The sequence below is a fragment of the Anaerocolumna cellulosilytica genome, from assembly GCF_014218335.1.
Taxonomy (GTDB): domain Bacteria; phylum Bacillota; class Clostridia; order Lachnospirales; family Lachnospiraceae; genus Anaerocolumna; species Anaerocolumna cellulosilytica.
On the sequence record NZ_AP023367.1, the window covers coordinates 4,622,661 to 4,638,324 of the forward strand.

Genomic DNA, 15,664 nt, shown 5'->3' on the forward strand with positions numbered 1-15,664 from the left:
CTGTGAAACAGTACCAGGAAAGGCATGGTGAACATATGTCAAAGAAAATTGTTGTAATTCACTTAAAGGAAATCATATATACGGCTCTTTTTGCAGGCCTGGGTATACTGCTGATTATTCTTCTGGTTATTATGTTTTTAAATAAGAATGAAGATACTACCGCGACAATGGCTGATAAATTATACATACCAGGAGTCTGGACTTCGAATCTTGTATTGGGCGATACAGCATTAAACTTAGAAATCGTGGTAGATGAAGACCATATTAATTCAGTTCGTATTGTAAACATAGATGAGGCCATCACTACTATGTATCCTCTAGTAGAACCTACTCTGGAGGAAATTGCTGAACAGCTTTATGATGGTGCTGATATCTATACGATTCAAGTTTCCGAAACCAGTAAGTACACCCAGACCCTGCTTTTGGATGCCATCAAAGTTACTTTGGCAAAGGCAACACCTCAGTCCGGCGACTAAATACTCCTGTATTCAGACACATCTAATAAGGAACAACAAAAGCTCTACGATTTTCTAATAGAAAATTCATAGAGCTTTTTATAGTATTCTTTGTTTTATTAACTAATTCTTTTATTGCAAATACTTATCATAAGGTGAAGGTGCGTCTAAAAATATAATACCGATAATACCGGGACCTGTATGAGCACCAATTGCACAGCCTACATAACTTTCTATAAAGTTTTTACAGCCATATTTATCAGTAAGCAGCTTTTTTACACTCTCAAGTGTGGGTAAATCATCGCCATGTACCAGTCCAAGAGTCTGGTTTTTAAGTTCTGTACTTCTTTCACCAACTAGCTCTACCAGCCTTTTTAATGATTTCTGACGTCCTCTTACTTTTTCAAAGGCAGCAAGAGCTCCCTTATCATTCACTTCTATAATGGGTTTTATGTCTAATAATCCTCCGGCTATGGCAGAGGTTCTGCTAAGTCTTCCGCCTTTATAAAGATACTCCAAAGTCTCTACCGTAAATATATGTTCCATATGGTCGCAGTGATACCGAATGGCCTCTATAACAGTCTCTTTGGGTACCTGCTTTTCTACCATTCTTAGAGCCTTTTCCACAACAAGTCCAAACCCAAGGGAAGCACATTTAGAATCAACAATTGTTAAATCAAAATCAGGATACACTTCCAGCAATTCCTCTTTAGCAATGTTGGCAGCATTAAAGGTACCGGCAATGCCTGTGGAAAAGCATATATAAATAACCTGGTCTTTATTTTTGGCATAAGGTTCAAAGTTTTGCCTGAACATAAAAGAATTGATATGGTACGTTTTAACTTCGGTACCACTTCTTAAGATATTGTAAAATTCCTCGGGCAAGATAGTATCACCATCAAAATAATCCTTTTCATCTATGACAACCGGTGTCGGTATTACATGTAATTGATACTTTTCCACCAGCCATTTAGGAATATCTGAAGCAGAATCCGTAATAATTTTTAGTGCCATGTTACTCTCCATTCCATGTAACTTATCCTTGTATTTTATTAAGCTCATTCAGCCAAAGTGCCGCACTGGCATCACTTGGCATACGCAAATCTCCCCTTGGAGAAACTGCAACTGAACCCACCTTAGGGCCATCTGGAAGACAAGAGCGTTTAAATTGCTGCGAAAAGAATCTTCTATAAAAAGTTTTTAACCATTTTAAGATGGTATCCTTATCATACATTCCATCAAAAGCCGTAACTGCCAGTCTGTATATCTTTGTCGGAGTAAATCCGAATCTGAGAATATAATACATATAAAAATCATGAAGCTCATAAGGCCCCACGATATCCTCTGTCTTTTGGACAATCTCACCTTCCACCGGCGGTAAAAGTTCGGGACTTACGGGTGTATCAAGTACATCCAAGAGGACACTTCTTAATTTTTCATCCTCTGTGGTTTCCGCAAAGTATGATACCAGGTACCGTACCAGTGTTTTTGGTACTGAAGCATTAACCCCGTACATAGACATATGATCACCATTATAAGTTGCCCAACCAAGTGCAAGCTCTGACATATCTCCGGTTCCTATTACTAGTCCGTTATATTTATTGGATAAATCCATAATAATTTGTGTTCTTTCTCTTGCCTGAGAATTCTCATAAGTAATATCATGAACATCCTTATCATGTCCAATGTCTCTAAAATGAAGTAATACTGCATCCTTAATAGGAATTTCTTTTATATCAGTTCCCAGCTGTTCTGCTAAGGAAAGGGCATTCCTATAGGTTCTGTCCGTAGTCCCAAAACAGGGCATGGTGACAGTTACAATACCTTTTCGGTCAAGCTTCAATAAATCAAACGCTTTACAGGTTACTAGTAATGCAAGGGTAGAATCAAGCCCTCCGGATATGGCAATTACTGCACATTTAAGTCCGGTATGTTCTAATCTCTTTTTAAGCCCATAGGCTTGTATGTTAATAATCTCCTCACACCTTCTGTCCCGTTCCTCTTTTCTTCCCGGTACAAAGGGGGCTTTATCAATAAATCTAGTTAATTTTGTTTCAGTGGGTTCGGTAAAGCCATAGCTAAAATTAACAAACTCATAACTCTCTGCACCTGAAAAAGAAAAAGTAGTCATTCTTCTTCTTTCATTGGTTAATTTCTGTACATCAAGTTCAGAACAAATAAATTCATTCTGAAAACGTTTGGATTCTTTTAATAACAAGCCGTTTTCAGCAATTAGGTTATGACCTGCAAAGACCAGGTCTGTTGTAGATTCCCCTTCACCGGAATCTGCATAGATATAGCCACAAACAAGCTTTGCAGACTGCATCTTAATTAAATCACGTCTATATATATCCTTACCCGTGGTTTCATCACTGGCTGAAGGGTTTAAGATAAGGGTCGCCCCTGCCATAGTATGTCCTACACTTGGAGGCATAGGAACCCATAAATCTTCACAGATTTCTACTCCTATTGTAAGTGCCGGCAGATTCGAACAGCTAAACAACAGCTTGGTGCCCAGCGGTACCTTTTGCCCGAATACTGAGATATATTCAACTGTTTCAGGACCCGGCATAAAATATCTCGCTTCATAAAATTCTGAGTAATTCGGAAGATTTCTTTTTGGTACAAGCCCTAAAAGTTTGCCTTTATGAATAACAGCTGCCGTATTTAGCAATTTACCATTCCTACAGACAGGAACTCCTAAGGTTACCAAAACCTCCATATCCGAAGTCTCTTTTATGATTCTTTCTAATTGCTGTAAAGCACTTGCTAACAGTGTATCCTGTAAAAACAATTCTCCACAGGTGTAGCCTGTTATACACAGCTCCGGCAATACTACTACCTTTACCTGATTTTCTTCTGCCTGATGAATAAGCTCCAGTATTCTGTCTGCATTATATTCACAGTCAGCTACTTTTATCTTTGGTGTTGCCGCTGCAACTTTTATAAATCCGTCTATCATAGTCTAGTCAAACCTTGCATACCGCAAATCAATGAACCGGTACTACCACTGCGGCATTCCTTTCCTAATCATATATTGAATAGGCAATTGGGAAACAATCAATTGTGTGTGGCACATCCATTAAAATGCCAATATTTCTCACTAAATAATGAGCTTCGCAATTATCTATCACATATTAAAATAGTCTTTCTTCATTCATGTAAGAAATCTATATCTTATAACTATTAATAAATTAAGGAAAAAAAAGGCAGCTATTGCTGCCCTTTATCTTTTGTCAATGTACCCGAAACGCCGTTTCCTGCATTTTGACTCCTAGCCTATGCTAGGTGGGTTTCCGCATATAAGCCTCTGTCTTCCACTGCAAATGGTGGCCTGACATAATCTTATAAATTAGGAATCCCTTATTAAGTGATGTAGGTTCAAAATAACAGGAGTGTCGCACATCCCAGGAAATAACTTTGATATCATTATACCTTATAAAATTACACTTTTCAAGTGCTTTTATCATATATATACTGCTAAATATCTAATTCTTCTACATAGTTCTCCAAGCATTGGAAGTAAAATATAAATTCTGTGCCTTCTCCTGGTGCACTTTTTACCTTAATTTCACTCTCGTGTTTTAGCGCAATCTGTCTTGCAATTGCAAGTCCAAGACCGGAACCCTGTTCATTTTGCTTTAATTTTGATTTATAGAACTTATCAAATATACTAGGTAAATCTTCTTTTGAAATACCGATACCTTCATCTCGTATCGATATCATTAGTTTATCCTGTTTGGCTAAAATTATGTGTATGATGGAATTTTCCTTTGAAAATTTTATAGCATTATCTAAAATGATTAAAAACATCTGCTTTAGCCTGTCATAGTCACCCATCATCATGTACGCCGGCTTATCCTTTGTCAATTCAACTTTGATATTTTTTTCATCACTGATAGCATGGACACTTTTTATCAAATCTTCAAAAATTTGAAGTACATTTACAGGTTCCTTATCTACTTCAAAGTCTGGATTCTGCATCTTGGAAAGTAAAAGTAAATCACCAACCAGACGTTCCATGCCTTTGCACTCGGAGAGAATTTTTACATAATATTGATAGATTTTTTCCTCATCTGTAATAATTCCATCTAACAGGGATTCTGTGTAGGCTCTGATTACAGTAATAGGTGTTCTAAGTTCATGGGATACATTAGCAAAAAAATCAACTCTGACCTGTTCCCTATTTTGTCTCTCTATTTCATTTTCCTTTAATTCTACTGCCAAAATATCAATCGTTCTTGCCAAATCACCTATTTCATCCTGCCTCTTAATTTCAGTATGACTTTCGTAATCTCCGTCAGCCAATTTTAGTGCAGTTGCTCTCATAAGAGATATCGGATTCGATATTCCTTTTGCAAACACTATAGCTATAATGAAAGAAATAAACAAAGAAACACCAACACTTAAATAAATCATACTCATACTATTCTGTATTAATTTTTCCTGCTCTTTAATTTCAGAAACCAACATAACTGCACCAACTACTTCATCATTTACCCAAACCGGAACGCCTACAACTGCAGACATACCTCCAAATTCTTCATAATAACCGCTCCGATGTTCAATAAAACCAGCAAATGCCTTTCTAATAACCTGGGTAAAGTCCTGCGGAAGAATAATATCCTCCCAGCTGGCGGATTCTACACTCTTATCCATAGGATTGACGGCATCCGGATTCGATATGGTCCATATATCAGGTTTATCTGTGTCCATTTGTTGCAGCACATTTAAATATTCCAAGAAATTTTCAGTTTCATTATTCTGAATCATTGAAGATAACTGTTCTGAGATACGGTCAGCTTGATCTTGTAGTCTGCTTTGATAATTATCCATTGAAGTGTTTGTATATAGATTCATAAAAATTAGACCTACCAATATTGCCGATAGGGTAAGCATTATAGCAAAATTAATATATACCTTAAAAAATATGCGATTGTGAATTCTGACCTTTTTCTTTCTCTCCCTATTCGTACCCATGCGCTCTTACTTTCATACTGTAATATACAGGGTCGCTGCCTTCTGATTCTATGCCTGCAACGACCCATTACAATCCTTTTTATTTATTCTTCATCAATTTCAAATTTGTAGCCTACACCCCAAATTGTTTTTATGCTCCATTCAGGATGCGGTACCGCATCCAGTTTTGCCCTAAGTCTTTTAATATGGGAATCTACAGTTCTGCTATCTCCAAAGTAATCAAAGCCCCAAAGGCTGTCTAGTAAATTATCCCTTGTAAAAACTTTATTCGGATTTTTTGCCAGTGTCCACATGGTTTCGATTTCTTTTTTTGTCAGGGACATCTTATTGCCATTAATATGTAAGGTATACTCATCCAAATTAATTAACAAATTGCAAAGTGAAATCGTGTTGCCTGACTTTATGTCTTTTTCTGTTCTTGTCATACGCCTTAGTACTGCTCTTATTCTAGCCATCACCTCACTTGGACTGAATGGTTTTACAATATAATCATCTGCTCCGATATCCAGCCCCATAATTCTTTCAAAGTCTTCTCCTCTGGCAGTTATTAATATGACGGGCACATTAGATTTAGCCCGTATTTTCCGGCATACCTCATATCCATCCTCTTTTGGCATCATTACATCCAGCAGCACAGCCACCGGATTATAACGTTCAAACATACGGAAGGCTTCCTCGCCATCACCTGCAACTACTGGTTCCAGCCCTTCTTTTTTTGAATAGGCAGATAAAACGTCAGTAATATCATTGTTGTCATCGGCGATTAAAATGTATTGCATGTCGTTTTCCTCCAAATATTTTAATGCATTAAGCTTTCGTATCAATTTTCCTTTGCTTATAGATAGACCTAGGGTTACCGCTACATGCAAATAAGATACCACACTCAGCTACCAGCAATTATTTAGCTGCTATCGTATCCTTTCATGACAGCTTTAAAAATCCCAGGACTTATTTTTAATTTCATAAATTATTATAGTCTATATTACCTTGTAAATACAAGTGGAAATAAATTATTAAGTATTAAGTTCTCTTTAAGTTCTTAAGATTTTTTTAAGATGTTGCCATGTTTCTGACAAAAACTAGTATTATAGTAATTTTATGATAGGTTAGTGGGAATCATTCTTTGGAATGATGCAATAAATAATGCAAGATTGGAATTGGAGGTCAATGCCATGCGAAAAGGTTTCTTTAATAAGTGTCTTATGGCACTGGGCATGTGTTTATTTTTTACTGTAATTTTACCAATTCCTGTTGCCGGCACCGTTAAGACTGCAAGCGCAAGTACTATTGAAGAAGGGCAAAATGATATTAAGTTAAATGTTAAAAGTAAGTCTCTGGTAAAAGATACCACGTTTACTTTAAAAACTTATAATGTTACCGATAAGCAAAAGGTGTCCTACAAATCAGGCTCCACTTCAATAGTTACGATTGATGATGCAGGACTTATTACTGCCGTTGATTTCGGAACTACTGTTATCACTGTTACCATAAAGGAAGGAGTCAAAACAGTTACATCCTTGGAATGTGAAATAACTGTCGGCCCCCCTGCACTCAGTGTAAAATTAACAAAGTCCGAAATAACTCTGGCTGTTGGTGATAAAACCACCCTTTCAGCTATTTTAAAACCAAACAATACAGTAGAAGAAGCGAAATTCTCCAGTAATGACTCTTCCATTGCAAGTGTCAGTATCGGAGGGCGTGTTACCGCCAGAACAGTAGGTGTTACCTACATATTTGCATCCATTGGTAACGGTAAATATGATATGTGTAAAGTTACGGTAGTAGAGAAGCTAGAACAGACAGACCAGTCAACTGAATAAGGTAATCAGTACAAACCCATGAAAATCCCGGGATTCTAGTAAGAATCCCGGGATTTTATCTTTACACCAATCTTTAACTTAATTAAGTACATTTAACAACTGCACATTGTCAGTCAACGGTTATATCTTCCTCATTCACTTTTTCTACAGGCATTGTATAGTCTTCTGTGCTTTTTTTAGCTGACCCCGACATACCTTCACCTGAGAATTTAGCTTTTACAGCATCCATAAAATTAAAACCCGTCATAGCTTCTATTGTTTCTGGTAACTGGCTGATAATATCGGTTACATATCCGGATACTTTAGCTGCACCTTTTGCATTACCATCTGCACCGCTGCCATTGTCAATAATAACGATTTTTTCGGTTTTAGCCAAGGGTTCTGCTACTGAAGCTGCAATATCAGGCAATTTATCAATAATCATCTGTGTTACAGCCGCATTATTATAAAGTTTATAAGCAGCAGCCTTTTTCTCCATGGTCTCAGCTTCCGCTTTACCCTTTGCCAGAATGGCAGCAGCTTCTGCCTCACCTTTAATTCTTATAGCTTCTGCTTCCGCTTCTGCTTTTACCTTAATGGACATACCGAAAGCTTCTGCATCTTTTAATTCTGAGTATTTTTTAGCATCCGCCTGCTTGCTAATCTTGTACATATCTGCATCGGCTTGTTTATTTACAGTTGCAAGAAGTTCTTTTTCACGTCTGCTTGCTTCTTTTTCCTGGATTTCTGTTTCTTTTTCCTTTTTGGTTAACTCAACTAACATGGCAGTTTCCGTAACCTCTTTGGCAACCTTGTTTTTCTCTATCTGATAGGCCGAGTCAGCTTTTGCTTTCACAGTTTCCTGTTCTTCACGATATGCCTGAATCTTTAATTCCTTTTCCTTATTCGCTTCCGCCACGTGTGTTTCAGCAATAATTTTTGCTTCTTCGCCAAGCCTTTCTGCTTCAGATACCTTGATTTTGGTTTCTTTTAAGGCTTCTGCTTCTGCAATAGCTGCATTTTTCTTAACTTCTGCAATTCGTGGTTTACCAAGTGCCTCTAAGTATCCATTCTTATCAGATATATCACGAATGGTAAAGGCTTTTAATTCAAGACCCATACTGGAAAGACCTACTGCTGCTACCTCCTGAACCTGAGAGGCAAATTTTTCACGGTCTTTATAAATTTCTTCAACCGTCATTTTAGATATGATTTCACGCAGCTTACCTTCTAATACGTCCTTCGCTGTGTCTTTTATAATGTCAATAGTCTGTTGCTCTTTACCTGTATAGAACTGCTCAACTGCATTTAAGATGCTCTCTTTATCGCTTTTTACTTTAATAACTGCGACACCGTCTGCGCGGATATCAACACCTTGTTCTGTTCTGGCACCTTCTGTTCTGATTTCGATTTTCATATTCTCAAGAGAAATCTTATCGGAACGCTCCAGAAGTGGTATAACGAAACCACCTCCACCAGAGATGACTCTCTTTTTAAGACCTGTAACTACCACAGCTTTGTCCTGGGGTACTCTTTTCCACATTGTTGTTATTAACAATACAAAAAGTAGTATCGCACCCACGATGCTTCCTGCAATAATAATTGCTTCCATACTTCCATCCTCCTATTGTTATTCCTAATTCCAAAAAACCAAAGCCGTTGTTATGTAAAGTGACTTCTCAAGTATCTTGGAATAATGTATATCTCGCAGTTGTCTGCGTTAGATATCATCAAAACTGGATACATAAAACACATGGTCCTCAATCCAGCATATGGCAACATCCTTACCAACCTTGATTTCAGAACCATTGGTGGCTTTTGCGGGTGATACATAACTGTTATCATTTATAATATATCTTATCTCACCAAAGCCATTCTTAAATATGGTTTCTGAAACCACAGCCCTTAATCCTACCAAATCTTCAGCATTTGGTGTACTAGTATTTTGTGCATTTTTTAAAGGCTTAATCAGAAATCTGCTCATTGTCATACATACCAGAATACCTGCGGCGAGAGCCGCCAGCAAAATCAATAGTTTGCCAAGAGCAGGAAAATAATCGCTAAATATCCATCCCACTCCACCAAAGACTGTAGAAAACAGTACAAAAAGAATTGGATTAAATGGTAAGAAAAAAGAGTTTCCTAAAAAATCTATATCCAAATCCAGTCCATCAATTCCAAAAGCTTCAAACAAGCTTCCGAATAGAAAGGAAATTACTAGTAGTCCGATTCCTGTAAAAAAACACACCTGAAACACCAAAAGCATACTTATACACCTCCCGCTCTAGCCTATTGTTATGTAAGATATTGCTTTATTATATTGTATATCTCCTGCATTAAGTACTTCTTACGCTATTATTAAAATTAGATTAGAAAACGCTCCAAATTTTGTCTGGTACTAATATTGTAACATTTTTTCATGTTAAGTCAACTTTATACTTTTCTTTGACAGTATATTAGTTTTCACTCCAAAGATTGACATTTATTACTATTTGTGATAGATTTAGACTATCATTATAAGCGTAATCTGTCAACAATCCCTATAAGTGATACAGTACATCTCATCTTATTAGCGGCTAATAGGATAGATTACCCGGATAGTGAATAAATATTTTTTAGTACTAGGAGGTTAAGTATGAATAAGGGAACAGTTAAATGGTTCAACGCAAAAAAGGGGTTTGGTTTTATCTCAGATGAAGAAGGCAAAGATATTTTTGTTCACTTCTCCGCTATAACAATGGACGGCTTTAAGGTTCTTGAAGAAGGACAGGCTGTAGCATTTGATATTGTTAACGGAGAAAAAGGACCTCAGGCTGCTAATGTAACAGCCGTGTAATTTAAACGTATTTCAGTTATAATCAGAAGTCTACGTTATAAACTGCATCTCTGCTTCGTGATACACCAGAGGTTCAGACGCATATACATAAATGAATACTATTTCATGTACTATAATATAGATTTTACATAAGGGGTTATAACGAAAAAGGATAATGCAGATTTTCTTAAACGGAAATCTGCATTATCCTTTTTAATCTACTTATTAATGTTTAAAATGTCTCATTCCTGTAAATACCATGGCTATTCCATATTCATTGCACTTATTAATGGAATCTTCATCCCTTACAGAGCCACCTGGTTGAATAATGGCAGTAATACCTGCCTGATGAGCAGCCTCCACGCAATCATCAAAAGGGAAGAAAGCATCAGAAGCTAACACCGCATCTCTTGCTGCGTCTTCACCTATTAACTCACCGGCGTGTTCAATGCTTTGTCTTGTTGCCCACACACGATTTACCTGCCCCGGCCCAATTCCAATACTTTGTCTGTCCTTTGCAAGTGCAATACCATTGGACTTCACAAACTTAACAACCCTCCAGGCAAATAATAAATCGTTCATTTCTTTTTCACTTGGAACACGGGCTGTAACAACCTTCATATCCTCTTCTACTAATAACTTACTATCAATGGTCTGCACAATTAAACCACCATTTACCTTTTTTAAATCATATGCATTTTCATTCTGTGGTACTTCAATCTCTGTAAGCTTAAGAACCCTCACATTTTTCTTTGTCTGCAATAATGCCAAAGCTTCTTTTTCATAATCCGGTGCAACAATCACTTCTAAGAATACCTTAACCATATCCTCCGCCATCTTTAGAGTAACCATACGATTTGCCACTACAATTCCTCCAAAGATAGAAACCTTGTCGGCTTCATAGGCTTTATTCCAGGCCTCATATATATTCTCACTGCTGCCCACACCACAAGGATTTCCATGTTTGCAGGCAACCACTGTAGGTTCTGTAAATTCTTTTAGCAATTCAAGTGCGCCGTTAGTATCATTAATATTATTAAAGGATAACTCTTTTCCATTTAACTGTACAGCATCTGCTATAGAACCTGTCAACCTGCCAATTTCCCTGTAAAAGGCTGCTTTTTGATGGGGATTTTCTCCATAACGCATGTCCTGAACCTTTTCAAAGGTCATGGTAAGAGTGTCTGGAAGTTCCGTATCCTTTCTTTCCTTTCGAAGATAGTCTGCAATCATAGTGTCATAGCTTGAAGTGTGCATAAATACCTTTTGCATCAGATAGAATTTCGTGTCTAAAGATACTGCACCTTCTCCCTTTAGCTCCTTTAAGACCTTGGTATAATCATCAGGGTCAACAACAACTGCAACATCCTGATAGTTTTTTGCAGCACTGCGAAGCATGGTAGGCCCACCAATATCAATGTTTTCTACTGCCTCTTCTCTGGTAACCCCATCCTTTAATATAGTTGCCTTAAAAGGATACAAATTTACCACAACAATATCTATGGTCTCTACTTCAAGCTCCTTTAACTGTTCCATATGTTCTTTCTTGCTTCTCATCGCTAATAACCCGGCATGAACTTTCGGATGCAGTGTTTTAACTCTGCCATCCAGACATTCCGGAAAACCTGTTACTTCCGAAATTTCTATGGCTGCTATTCCTGCCTCTTTTAACTTACCATAAGTTCCTCCGGTAGAAATAATTTCTATGCCCATTCCCACTAATTCCTTGGCAAATTCTACAATACCGGTCTTGTCTGATACACTAATTAATGCTCTCATACTACTCTCCTTTTGTATTTTAATAGAAAAAACCACCCAGGTAACCGGGTAATATACATACTTATATATGTATCGTTACCTAAGGCTGCCCAGGCGGTCGGCTATTATTATTTTGTACTCCCCGTGGGTAAACTCCCACTTTCCGCCAGTCGTACAAATCTGCCTATAGTATACCTTACTATATTTATTATTTCAAGTTGTTTTTGCAAGCAGCTACAACAAGTTAGTTGCCGAGTCTACACTTTAGAAAGTTTTAAGGAATGCTATTTGCTATTTGGTATTTCCTGTTATATAATAAACACCATACAATACAAGCTGAATTTATTCAACTTACAATGTTTATATTATATGTCAAATAGAAATCTAAAAATGTAACACAGAAATGTCTAAGAGGCATAAAACAGGGCAGTATAAGTAAGAGCTTCCCTGTGAAAGGAGTTTATTTGTGAAAAGATTGAAAATGACTGATATTTTGATTGGTATTGTATTTACCTTTCTGTTTATATCTGTTGGAGTCATTGCAGCTGTCAACTTCCGCTACCTTTATTATTTTGATATTAATTATCTGAAAATCCCCGAACTTTCAGGACTGGATGCGGCTATAATCCGCGAAAATTATGATGCTTTAATCGATTATAATTCTCCATTTTTTAAAGGTGGGTTAAACTTTCCGACTCTCCCCGCCTCTGCCTCTGGTTTACAACATTTTGAAGAAGTAAAGAGTATATTTATGTCCTTTTATTTTATTGCTTTTATCAGTTTTGTACTTGCTCTTATCATTATTCTGTACAAAAAAAGAAAGCGTGATTACAGTTATTTATTTATCTCCTCCCTAACAGTGATTATACTTCCAATCATTGTAGCTATAGGCTGCGCCATAAATTTTGATGCCGCCTTTATATTCTTTCATAAGATATTTTTTCGAAATGACTATTGGATGTTCGACCCGGTTACCGACCCGGTCATAACCATATTGCCGGACACATTTTTTCTCCATAGCCTGCTGTTTATTATTGCCTGTGTTCTATTAGGCAGTATTCTACTATACACTATCTACCGAATACTCATAAATAGAAGGTGGTCTTCTTTAACTTTAAAATAAGAATTCACACTGAATATAGTCTGCTACTATATTCAAAGTACGAACAGCAATAAAGTAAATATATACTCTCGCTTACAAAATAAAATGCTCACTTACCACCTACTGTTTTATAGCCAACTGTAGGATGTAAATGAGCATTTTAAATATAAAGTATTATAACTAGCTATTCAACCTATTTAAATGGCATGAACCTATCAAATCAAATGAACTTATTTGAGTCCTGCCAGGTAGGGAAAGCTGATTTTAAATTCTGTTCCAACGCCTAAGGTACTATCTACCTGAATATTTCCATTATAAAGCTCTACAATATGCTTTACTATGGACAAGCCAAGACCAGTCCCGCCTTGCTTTCTGGAACGTCCCCTATCTACCCGGTAGAATCGTTCAAAAATTCTAGCCAGATGTTCTTTCTCGATTCCAATACCGGTATCCTTAATTTGTACAAACAATGTATTCCCTTCCTCCAGACAATCAACGGAAATAGTTCCTTCCTCCGTATATTTAATAGCATTGTCTAGCAGGTTGATAAATAATTGCTTCATACGGTCTGGATTACAGTAAAAGGGTCTTACATAAGGCTTCGGGCAGAAATTTATCTTTACCTTATCGGTAATCTTTGGCTGAAGCAGCTCAATCACCGCATTAATGGTTTCATTTATATCACAGGGCAAGGATTCATATTCCCTTTTTGATTCAATTTCTGATAATAACAATATGTCCTGTATCAGACTATATAACCGTTCCGCTTCTATATCTATAATATCGAGAAAACGGTTTGCTATTGCTTCATCCTTAATTGCTCCGTTTTTTAGTGTATCAATAAAGCCTCGGATTGAGGTTAATGGTGTCTTCAATTCGTGAGTTACATTGGATACAAAATCTGTACGTATACTTTCTAGTTTTTTAAGCTGTGTAACATCCTCAATAATCAAAAGTACACCAAAATAATGTTCGCCTTCCAGACCAAGTGGTGTTGCTGTAACTCTGATGTTACGTATTGTTTTCTTTAACAGGGTTCCCTCTTTTGTCACACTGCTATTCGTGTCCCTTACCTGATCAATGGCATCAAATACCGCAGCATTTCGTAAGAAATTATATAAGGATACACCCTGAATTATTTCTTTATCCGGCTTAACCACTTCTAAAAAAGCTTTATTGTAAAATAATATCTCGCTGGTATCTCCAATTGCTACTACGCCGGCTGTCATACTGCTCAACATAGCTTCCAATTCAGCATTTCTCTTGGTTAAATTATCAATTGTACCTTTTAGATTAGCAGCCATAATATTAAAAGAATCAGCCAGTTTTCCTACAACGGATTTGTCCCTTGTATATATCTTAATATTATAATCGCCTTCAGATATACGCCCTGCGGCTCTTGCTACTTCGTTAACAGGCTTTGCCAACAGGTTCGTAAATACTGCTGCTGCAATTACTGCAAGTATAAAACAAAGTATGATAGCATACACTATGGAATCTGCAAACTGTCTGTTTAAAAATTTAATTTGGGCTATGGGCAGGGATATTCGCAGTACTCCTTCTAAATCTCCGTTCTTTAGTGGGACAGCACTATAGGAATACTCCTGTCCCATAGTTTTGGAATAACGGTTAACAGTTACACTGTTACCCCTTAAAGCACCTATAACCTCTTCCCGGCTTTTGTGATTTTCCAGTCTTTCCTCGGTACTAGAGTCTGCCAGCACCTTTCCCTCTTTATCAATTAAAGTGATACGAAACTTATATTTTACCGAATATTTTAGTACAAAGGTTTCATAATCATTATTGGAATCCATTTCTTCCTCTGAAAAAATATCTGCCATCAGTTTTGCCTGATTCAAATAATACTCCTGGCTTTGCTCATAGACATACTCATAGCCTTTATTCCAGAAAATAAATGCAGACATGCCAATGGCGAGCAGGATGATAGCAAGGTAACTGAAATATAGTTTCTTATGCATGAAAAACCTCCTTTATGCAAATTTATATCCCATACCTCGTACTGTCTTAATATATATCGGATGACTTTCATCCTGTTCAATTTTTTTACGCAAATTACTAACATGAACATCCACAGTCCTGGTTTCTCCAATATAGTCGTAGCCCCATACCTTTTCAAGTAAGTTATCCCTTGTAAATACGATTCCTCGATTTTTAGCTAAAAGATACAAAAGTTCAAACTCTTTATAAGATAATTCCACTGCTTCACCCCTTACAGTTACGGTCCGTCTTGACCGGTTAAGCTCCAGATAATCTATAACAATCTTTTCTTCTTTTTCTGCTTCATCTGTCTCAAAGCTGGCCTCACTTCTTCTAAGAACTGCTTTTATTCTTGCTAAAAGCTCATGCACACCAAACGGTTTTACCAAGTAATCATCGGAGCCAACTTCCAGCCCTACTACCTTACTGATTTCATCACCTTTTGCAGTGAGGAAAATAACCGGAAGTGTTCTGTGTGGCTTACCTGCCCGGATACGGCGTAAAACTTCAATACCATCAATACCCGGAAGCATCCAATCCAGCAATACAATATCGATTTTTTCTTTATCAATCAATTCTAACGCTGTCTCTCCGCTATCTGCCTGTATTACTCGAAAACCATCCCTTTCTAAATTGTAGGTCAGCAATTCTAAAATATGTTCTTCATCATCCACTGCTAAAACAGTCTTCATATTCACCTCTTATTCCACCTATTGAATCGCGTACATTGCGTTTTGATCTATAGAGCATCCAGTAT

Annotated in this window: 13 protein-coding genes, 1 other RNA gene and 1 riboswitch; of the genes, 4 read left to right on the plus strand and 10 right to left on the minus strand. The window is 37.1% G+C overall.

Translation table 11 applies throughout. From position 1 onward, the window contains the following. Positions 1 to 35: 35 nt before the first annotated feature. On the plus strand, positions 36 to 476 hold the full coding sequence (locus acsn021_RS18990; RefSeq protein ID WP_184095486.1) for a hypothetical protein: 441 nt from the start codon (positions 36 to 38) through the stop codon (positions 474 to 476). Between the two features lie 111 nt (positions 477 to 587). On the opposite strand, the gene acsn021_RS18995 is transcribed toward acsn021_RS18990, so the two are convergent. The 5 genes from acsn021_RS18995 to acsn021_RS19015 form a co-directional block, all read right to left on the minus strand. Beyond that, positions 588 to 1,469, minus strand: a complete 882-nt coding sequence (locus acsn021_RS18995) for a DegV family protein (protein WP_184095488.1) — start codon at positions 1,467 to 1,469, stop codon at positions 588 to 590. A 22-nt stretch (positions 1,470 to 1,491) separates the two neighbouring features. Then, positions 1,492 to 3,417: an NAD(+) synthase gene (locus acsn021_RS19000; protein ID WP_184095490.1), complete on the minus strand. Its 1,926-nt coding sequence runs from the start codon at positions 3,415 to 3,417 to the stop codon at positions 1,492 to 1,494. A 276-nt stretch (positions 3,418 to 3,693) separates the two neighbouring features. Beyond that, positions 3,694 to 3,872, minus strand: a non-coding RNA gene (ssrS, locus tag acsn021_RS19005) — 6S RNA. 63 nt (positions 3,873 to 3,935) lie between these two features. After that, entirely contained in the window at positions 3,936 to 5,315 is a 1,380-nt protein-coding gene (locus acsn021_RS19010) for a sensor histidine kinase (RefSeq protein WP_184095492.1), read from the minus strand. A gap of 203 nt (positions 5,316 to 5,518) precedes the next feature. Further along, positions 5,519 to 6,214 (minus strand): response regulator transcription factor, encoded by a 696-nt coding sequence (locus tag acsn021_RS19015; RefSeq protein WP_184095494.1) that lies wholly within the window; start codon positions 6,212 to 6,214, stop codon positions 5,519 to 5,521. Between the two features lie 393 nt (positions 6,215 to 6,607). Here acsn021_RS19015 and acsn021_RS19020 point away from each other — a divergent pair, with 393 nt between their 5' ends. Beyond that, positions 6,608 to 7,255 carry an Ig-like domain-containing protein gene (locus acsn021_RS19020; protein ID WP_184095495.1) on the plus strand — a complete coding sequence of 216 codons (648 nt, stop codon included), beginning with the start codon at positions 6,608 to 6,610 and terminating at the stop codon, positions 7,253 to 7,255. 109 nt (positions 7,256 to 7,364) lie between these two features. On the opposite strand, the gene acsn021_RS19025 is transcribed toward acsn021_RS19020, so the two are convergent. Both acsn021_RS19025 and acsn021_RS19030 read right to left on the minus strand, forming a co-directional pair. Further along, a complete protein-coding gene (locus acsn021_RS19025) occupies positions 7,365 to 8,846 on the minus strand; it encodes a flotillin family protein (RefSeq protein ID WP_184095497.1) in 1,482 nt (493 codons plus the stop codon). A 108-nt stretch (positions 8,847 to 8,954) separates the two neighbouring features. Beyond that, a complete protein-coding gene (locus acsn021_RS19030) occupies positions 8,955 to 9,500 on the minus strand; it encodes a hypothetical protein (RefSeq protein WP_184095500.1) in 546 nt (181 codons plus the stop codon). 369 nt (positions 9,501 to 9,869) lie between these two features. Between acsn021_RS19030 and acsn021_RS19035 the strand changes: the two genes are divergently transcribed. Continuing rightward, positions 9,870 to 10,070 carry a cold-shock protein gene (locus tag acsn021_RS19035; protein WP_184095502.1) on the plus strand — a complete coding sequence of 67 codons (201 nt, stop codon included), beginning with the start codon at positions 9,870 to 9,872 and terminating at the stop codon, positions 10,068 to 10,070. A gap of 204 nt (positions 10,071 to 10,274) precedes the next feature. On the opposite strand, the gene purH is transcribed toward acsn021_RS19035, so the two are convergent. Further along, positions 10,275 to 11,828 (minus strand): bifunctional phosphoribosylaminoimidazolecarboxamide formyltransferase/IMP cyclohydrolase, encoded by a 1,554-nt coding sequence (gene purH, locus acsn021_RS19040; protein WP_184095504.1) that lies wholly within the window; start codon positions 11,826 to 11,828, stop codon positions 10,275 to 10,277. Between the two features lie 80 nt (positions 11,829 to 11,908). Next, positions 11,909 to 11,991, minus strand: a riboswitch (ZMP/ZTP riboswitch). A gap of 282 nt (positions 11,992 to 12,273) precedes the next feature. On the opposite strand from purH, the gene acsn021_RS19045 reads away from it, so the two are divergent. Continuing rightward, complete coding sequence (locus acsn021_RS19045; RefSeq protein WP_184095506.1) at positions 12,274 to 12,930, plus strand: TIGR01906 family membrane protein; 657 nt, start codon at positions 12,274 to 12,276, stop codon at positions 12,928 to 12,930. A gap of 209 nt (positions 12,931 to 13,139) precedes the next feature. Here acsn021_RS19045 and acsn021_RS19050 read toward each other — a convergent pair whose 3' ends face one another. Both acsn021_RS19050 and acsn021_RS19055 read right to left on the minus strand, forming a co-directional pair. After that, positions 13,140 to 14,888 (minus strand): sensor histidine kinase, encoded by a 1,749-nt coding sequence (locus acsn021_RS19050; RefSeq protein WP_184095508.1) that lies wholly within the window; start codon positions 14,886 to 14,888, stop codon positions 13,140 to 13,142. 12 nt (positions 14,889 to 14,900) lie between these two features. Next, positions 14,901 to 15,599 carry a response regulator transcription factor gene (locus tag acsn021_RS19055; protein WP_207725194.1) on the minus strand — a complete coding sequence of 233 codons (699 nt, stop codon included), beginning with the start codon at positions 15,597 to 15,599 and terminating at the stop codon, positions 14,901 to 14,903. Positions 15,600 to 15,664: the final 65 nt, after the last annotated feature.

Bases quoted from the DNA above. Each gene is read 5' to 3' on its own strand.
- acsn021_RS19035 (WP_184095502.1), top strand. From the start codon at position 9,870: ATGAATAAGGGAACAGTTAAATGGTTCAACGCAAAAAAGGGGTTTGGT.
- acsn021_RS19050 (WP_184095508.1), bottom strand. From the start codon at position 14,888: ATGCATAAGAAACTATATTTCAGTTACCTTGCTATCATCCTGCTCGCC.
- acsn021_RS18990 (WP_184095486.1), top strand. From the start codon at position 36: ATGTCAAAGAAAATTGTTGTAATTCACTTAAAGGAAATCATATATACG.
- acsn021_RS19030 (WP_184095500.1), bottom strand. From the start codon at position 9,500: ATGCTTTTGGTGTTTCAGGTGTGTTTTTTTACAGGAATCGGACTACTA.
- purH (WP_184095504.1), bottom strand. From the start codon at position 11,828: ATGAGAGCATTAATTAGTGTATCAGACAAGACCGGTATTGTAGAATTT.
- acsn021_RS18995 (WP_184095488.1), bottom strand. From the start codon at position 1,469: ATGGCACTAAAAATTATTACGGATTCTGCTTCAGATATTCCTAAATGG.
- acsn021_RS19025 (WP_184095497.1), bottom strand. From the start codon at position 8,846: ATGGAAGCAATTATTATTGCAGGAAGCATCGTGGGTGCGATACTACTT.
- acsn021_RS19020 (WP_184095495.1), top strand. From the start codon at position 6,608: ATGCGAAAAGGTTTCTTTAATAAGTGTCTTATGGCACTGGGCATGTGT.
- acsn021_RS19000 (WP_184095490.1), bottom strand. From the start codon at position 3,417: ATGATAGACGGATTTATAAAAGTTGCAGCGGCAACACCAAAGATAAAA.
- acsn021_RS19055 (WP_207725194.1), bottom strand. From the start codon at position 15,599: ATGAAGACTGTTTTAGCAGTGGATGATGAAGAACATATTTTAGAATTG.
- acsn021_RS19010 (WP_184095492.1), bottom strand. From the start codon at position 5,315: ATGAATCTATATACAAACACTTCAATGGATAATTATCAAAGCAGACTA.
- acsn021_RS19015 (WP_184095494.1), bottom strand. From the start codon at position 6,214: ATGCAATACATTTTAATCGCCGATGACAACAATGATATTACTGACGTT.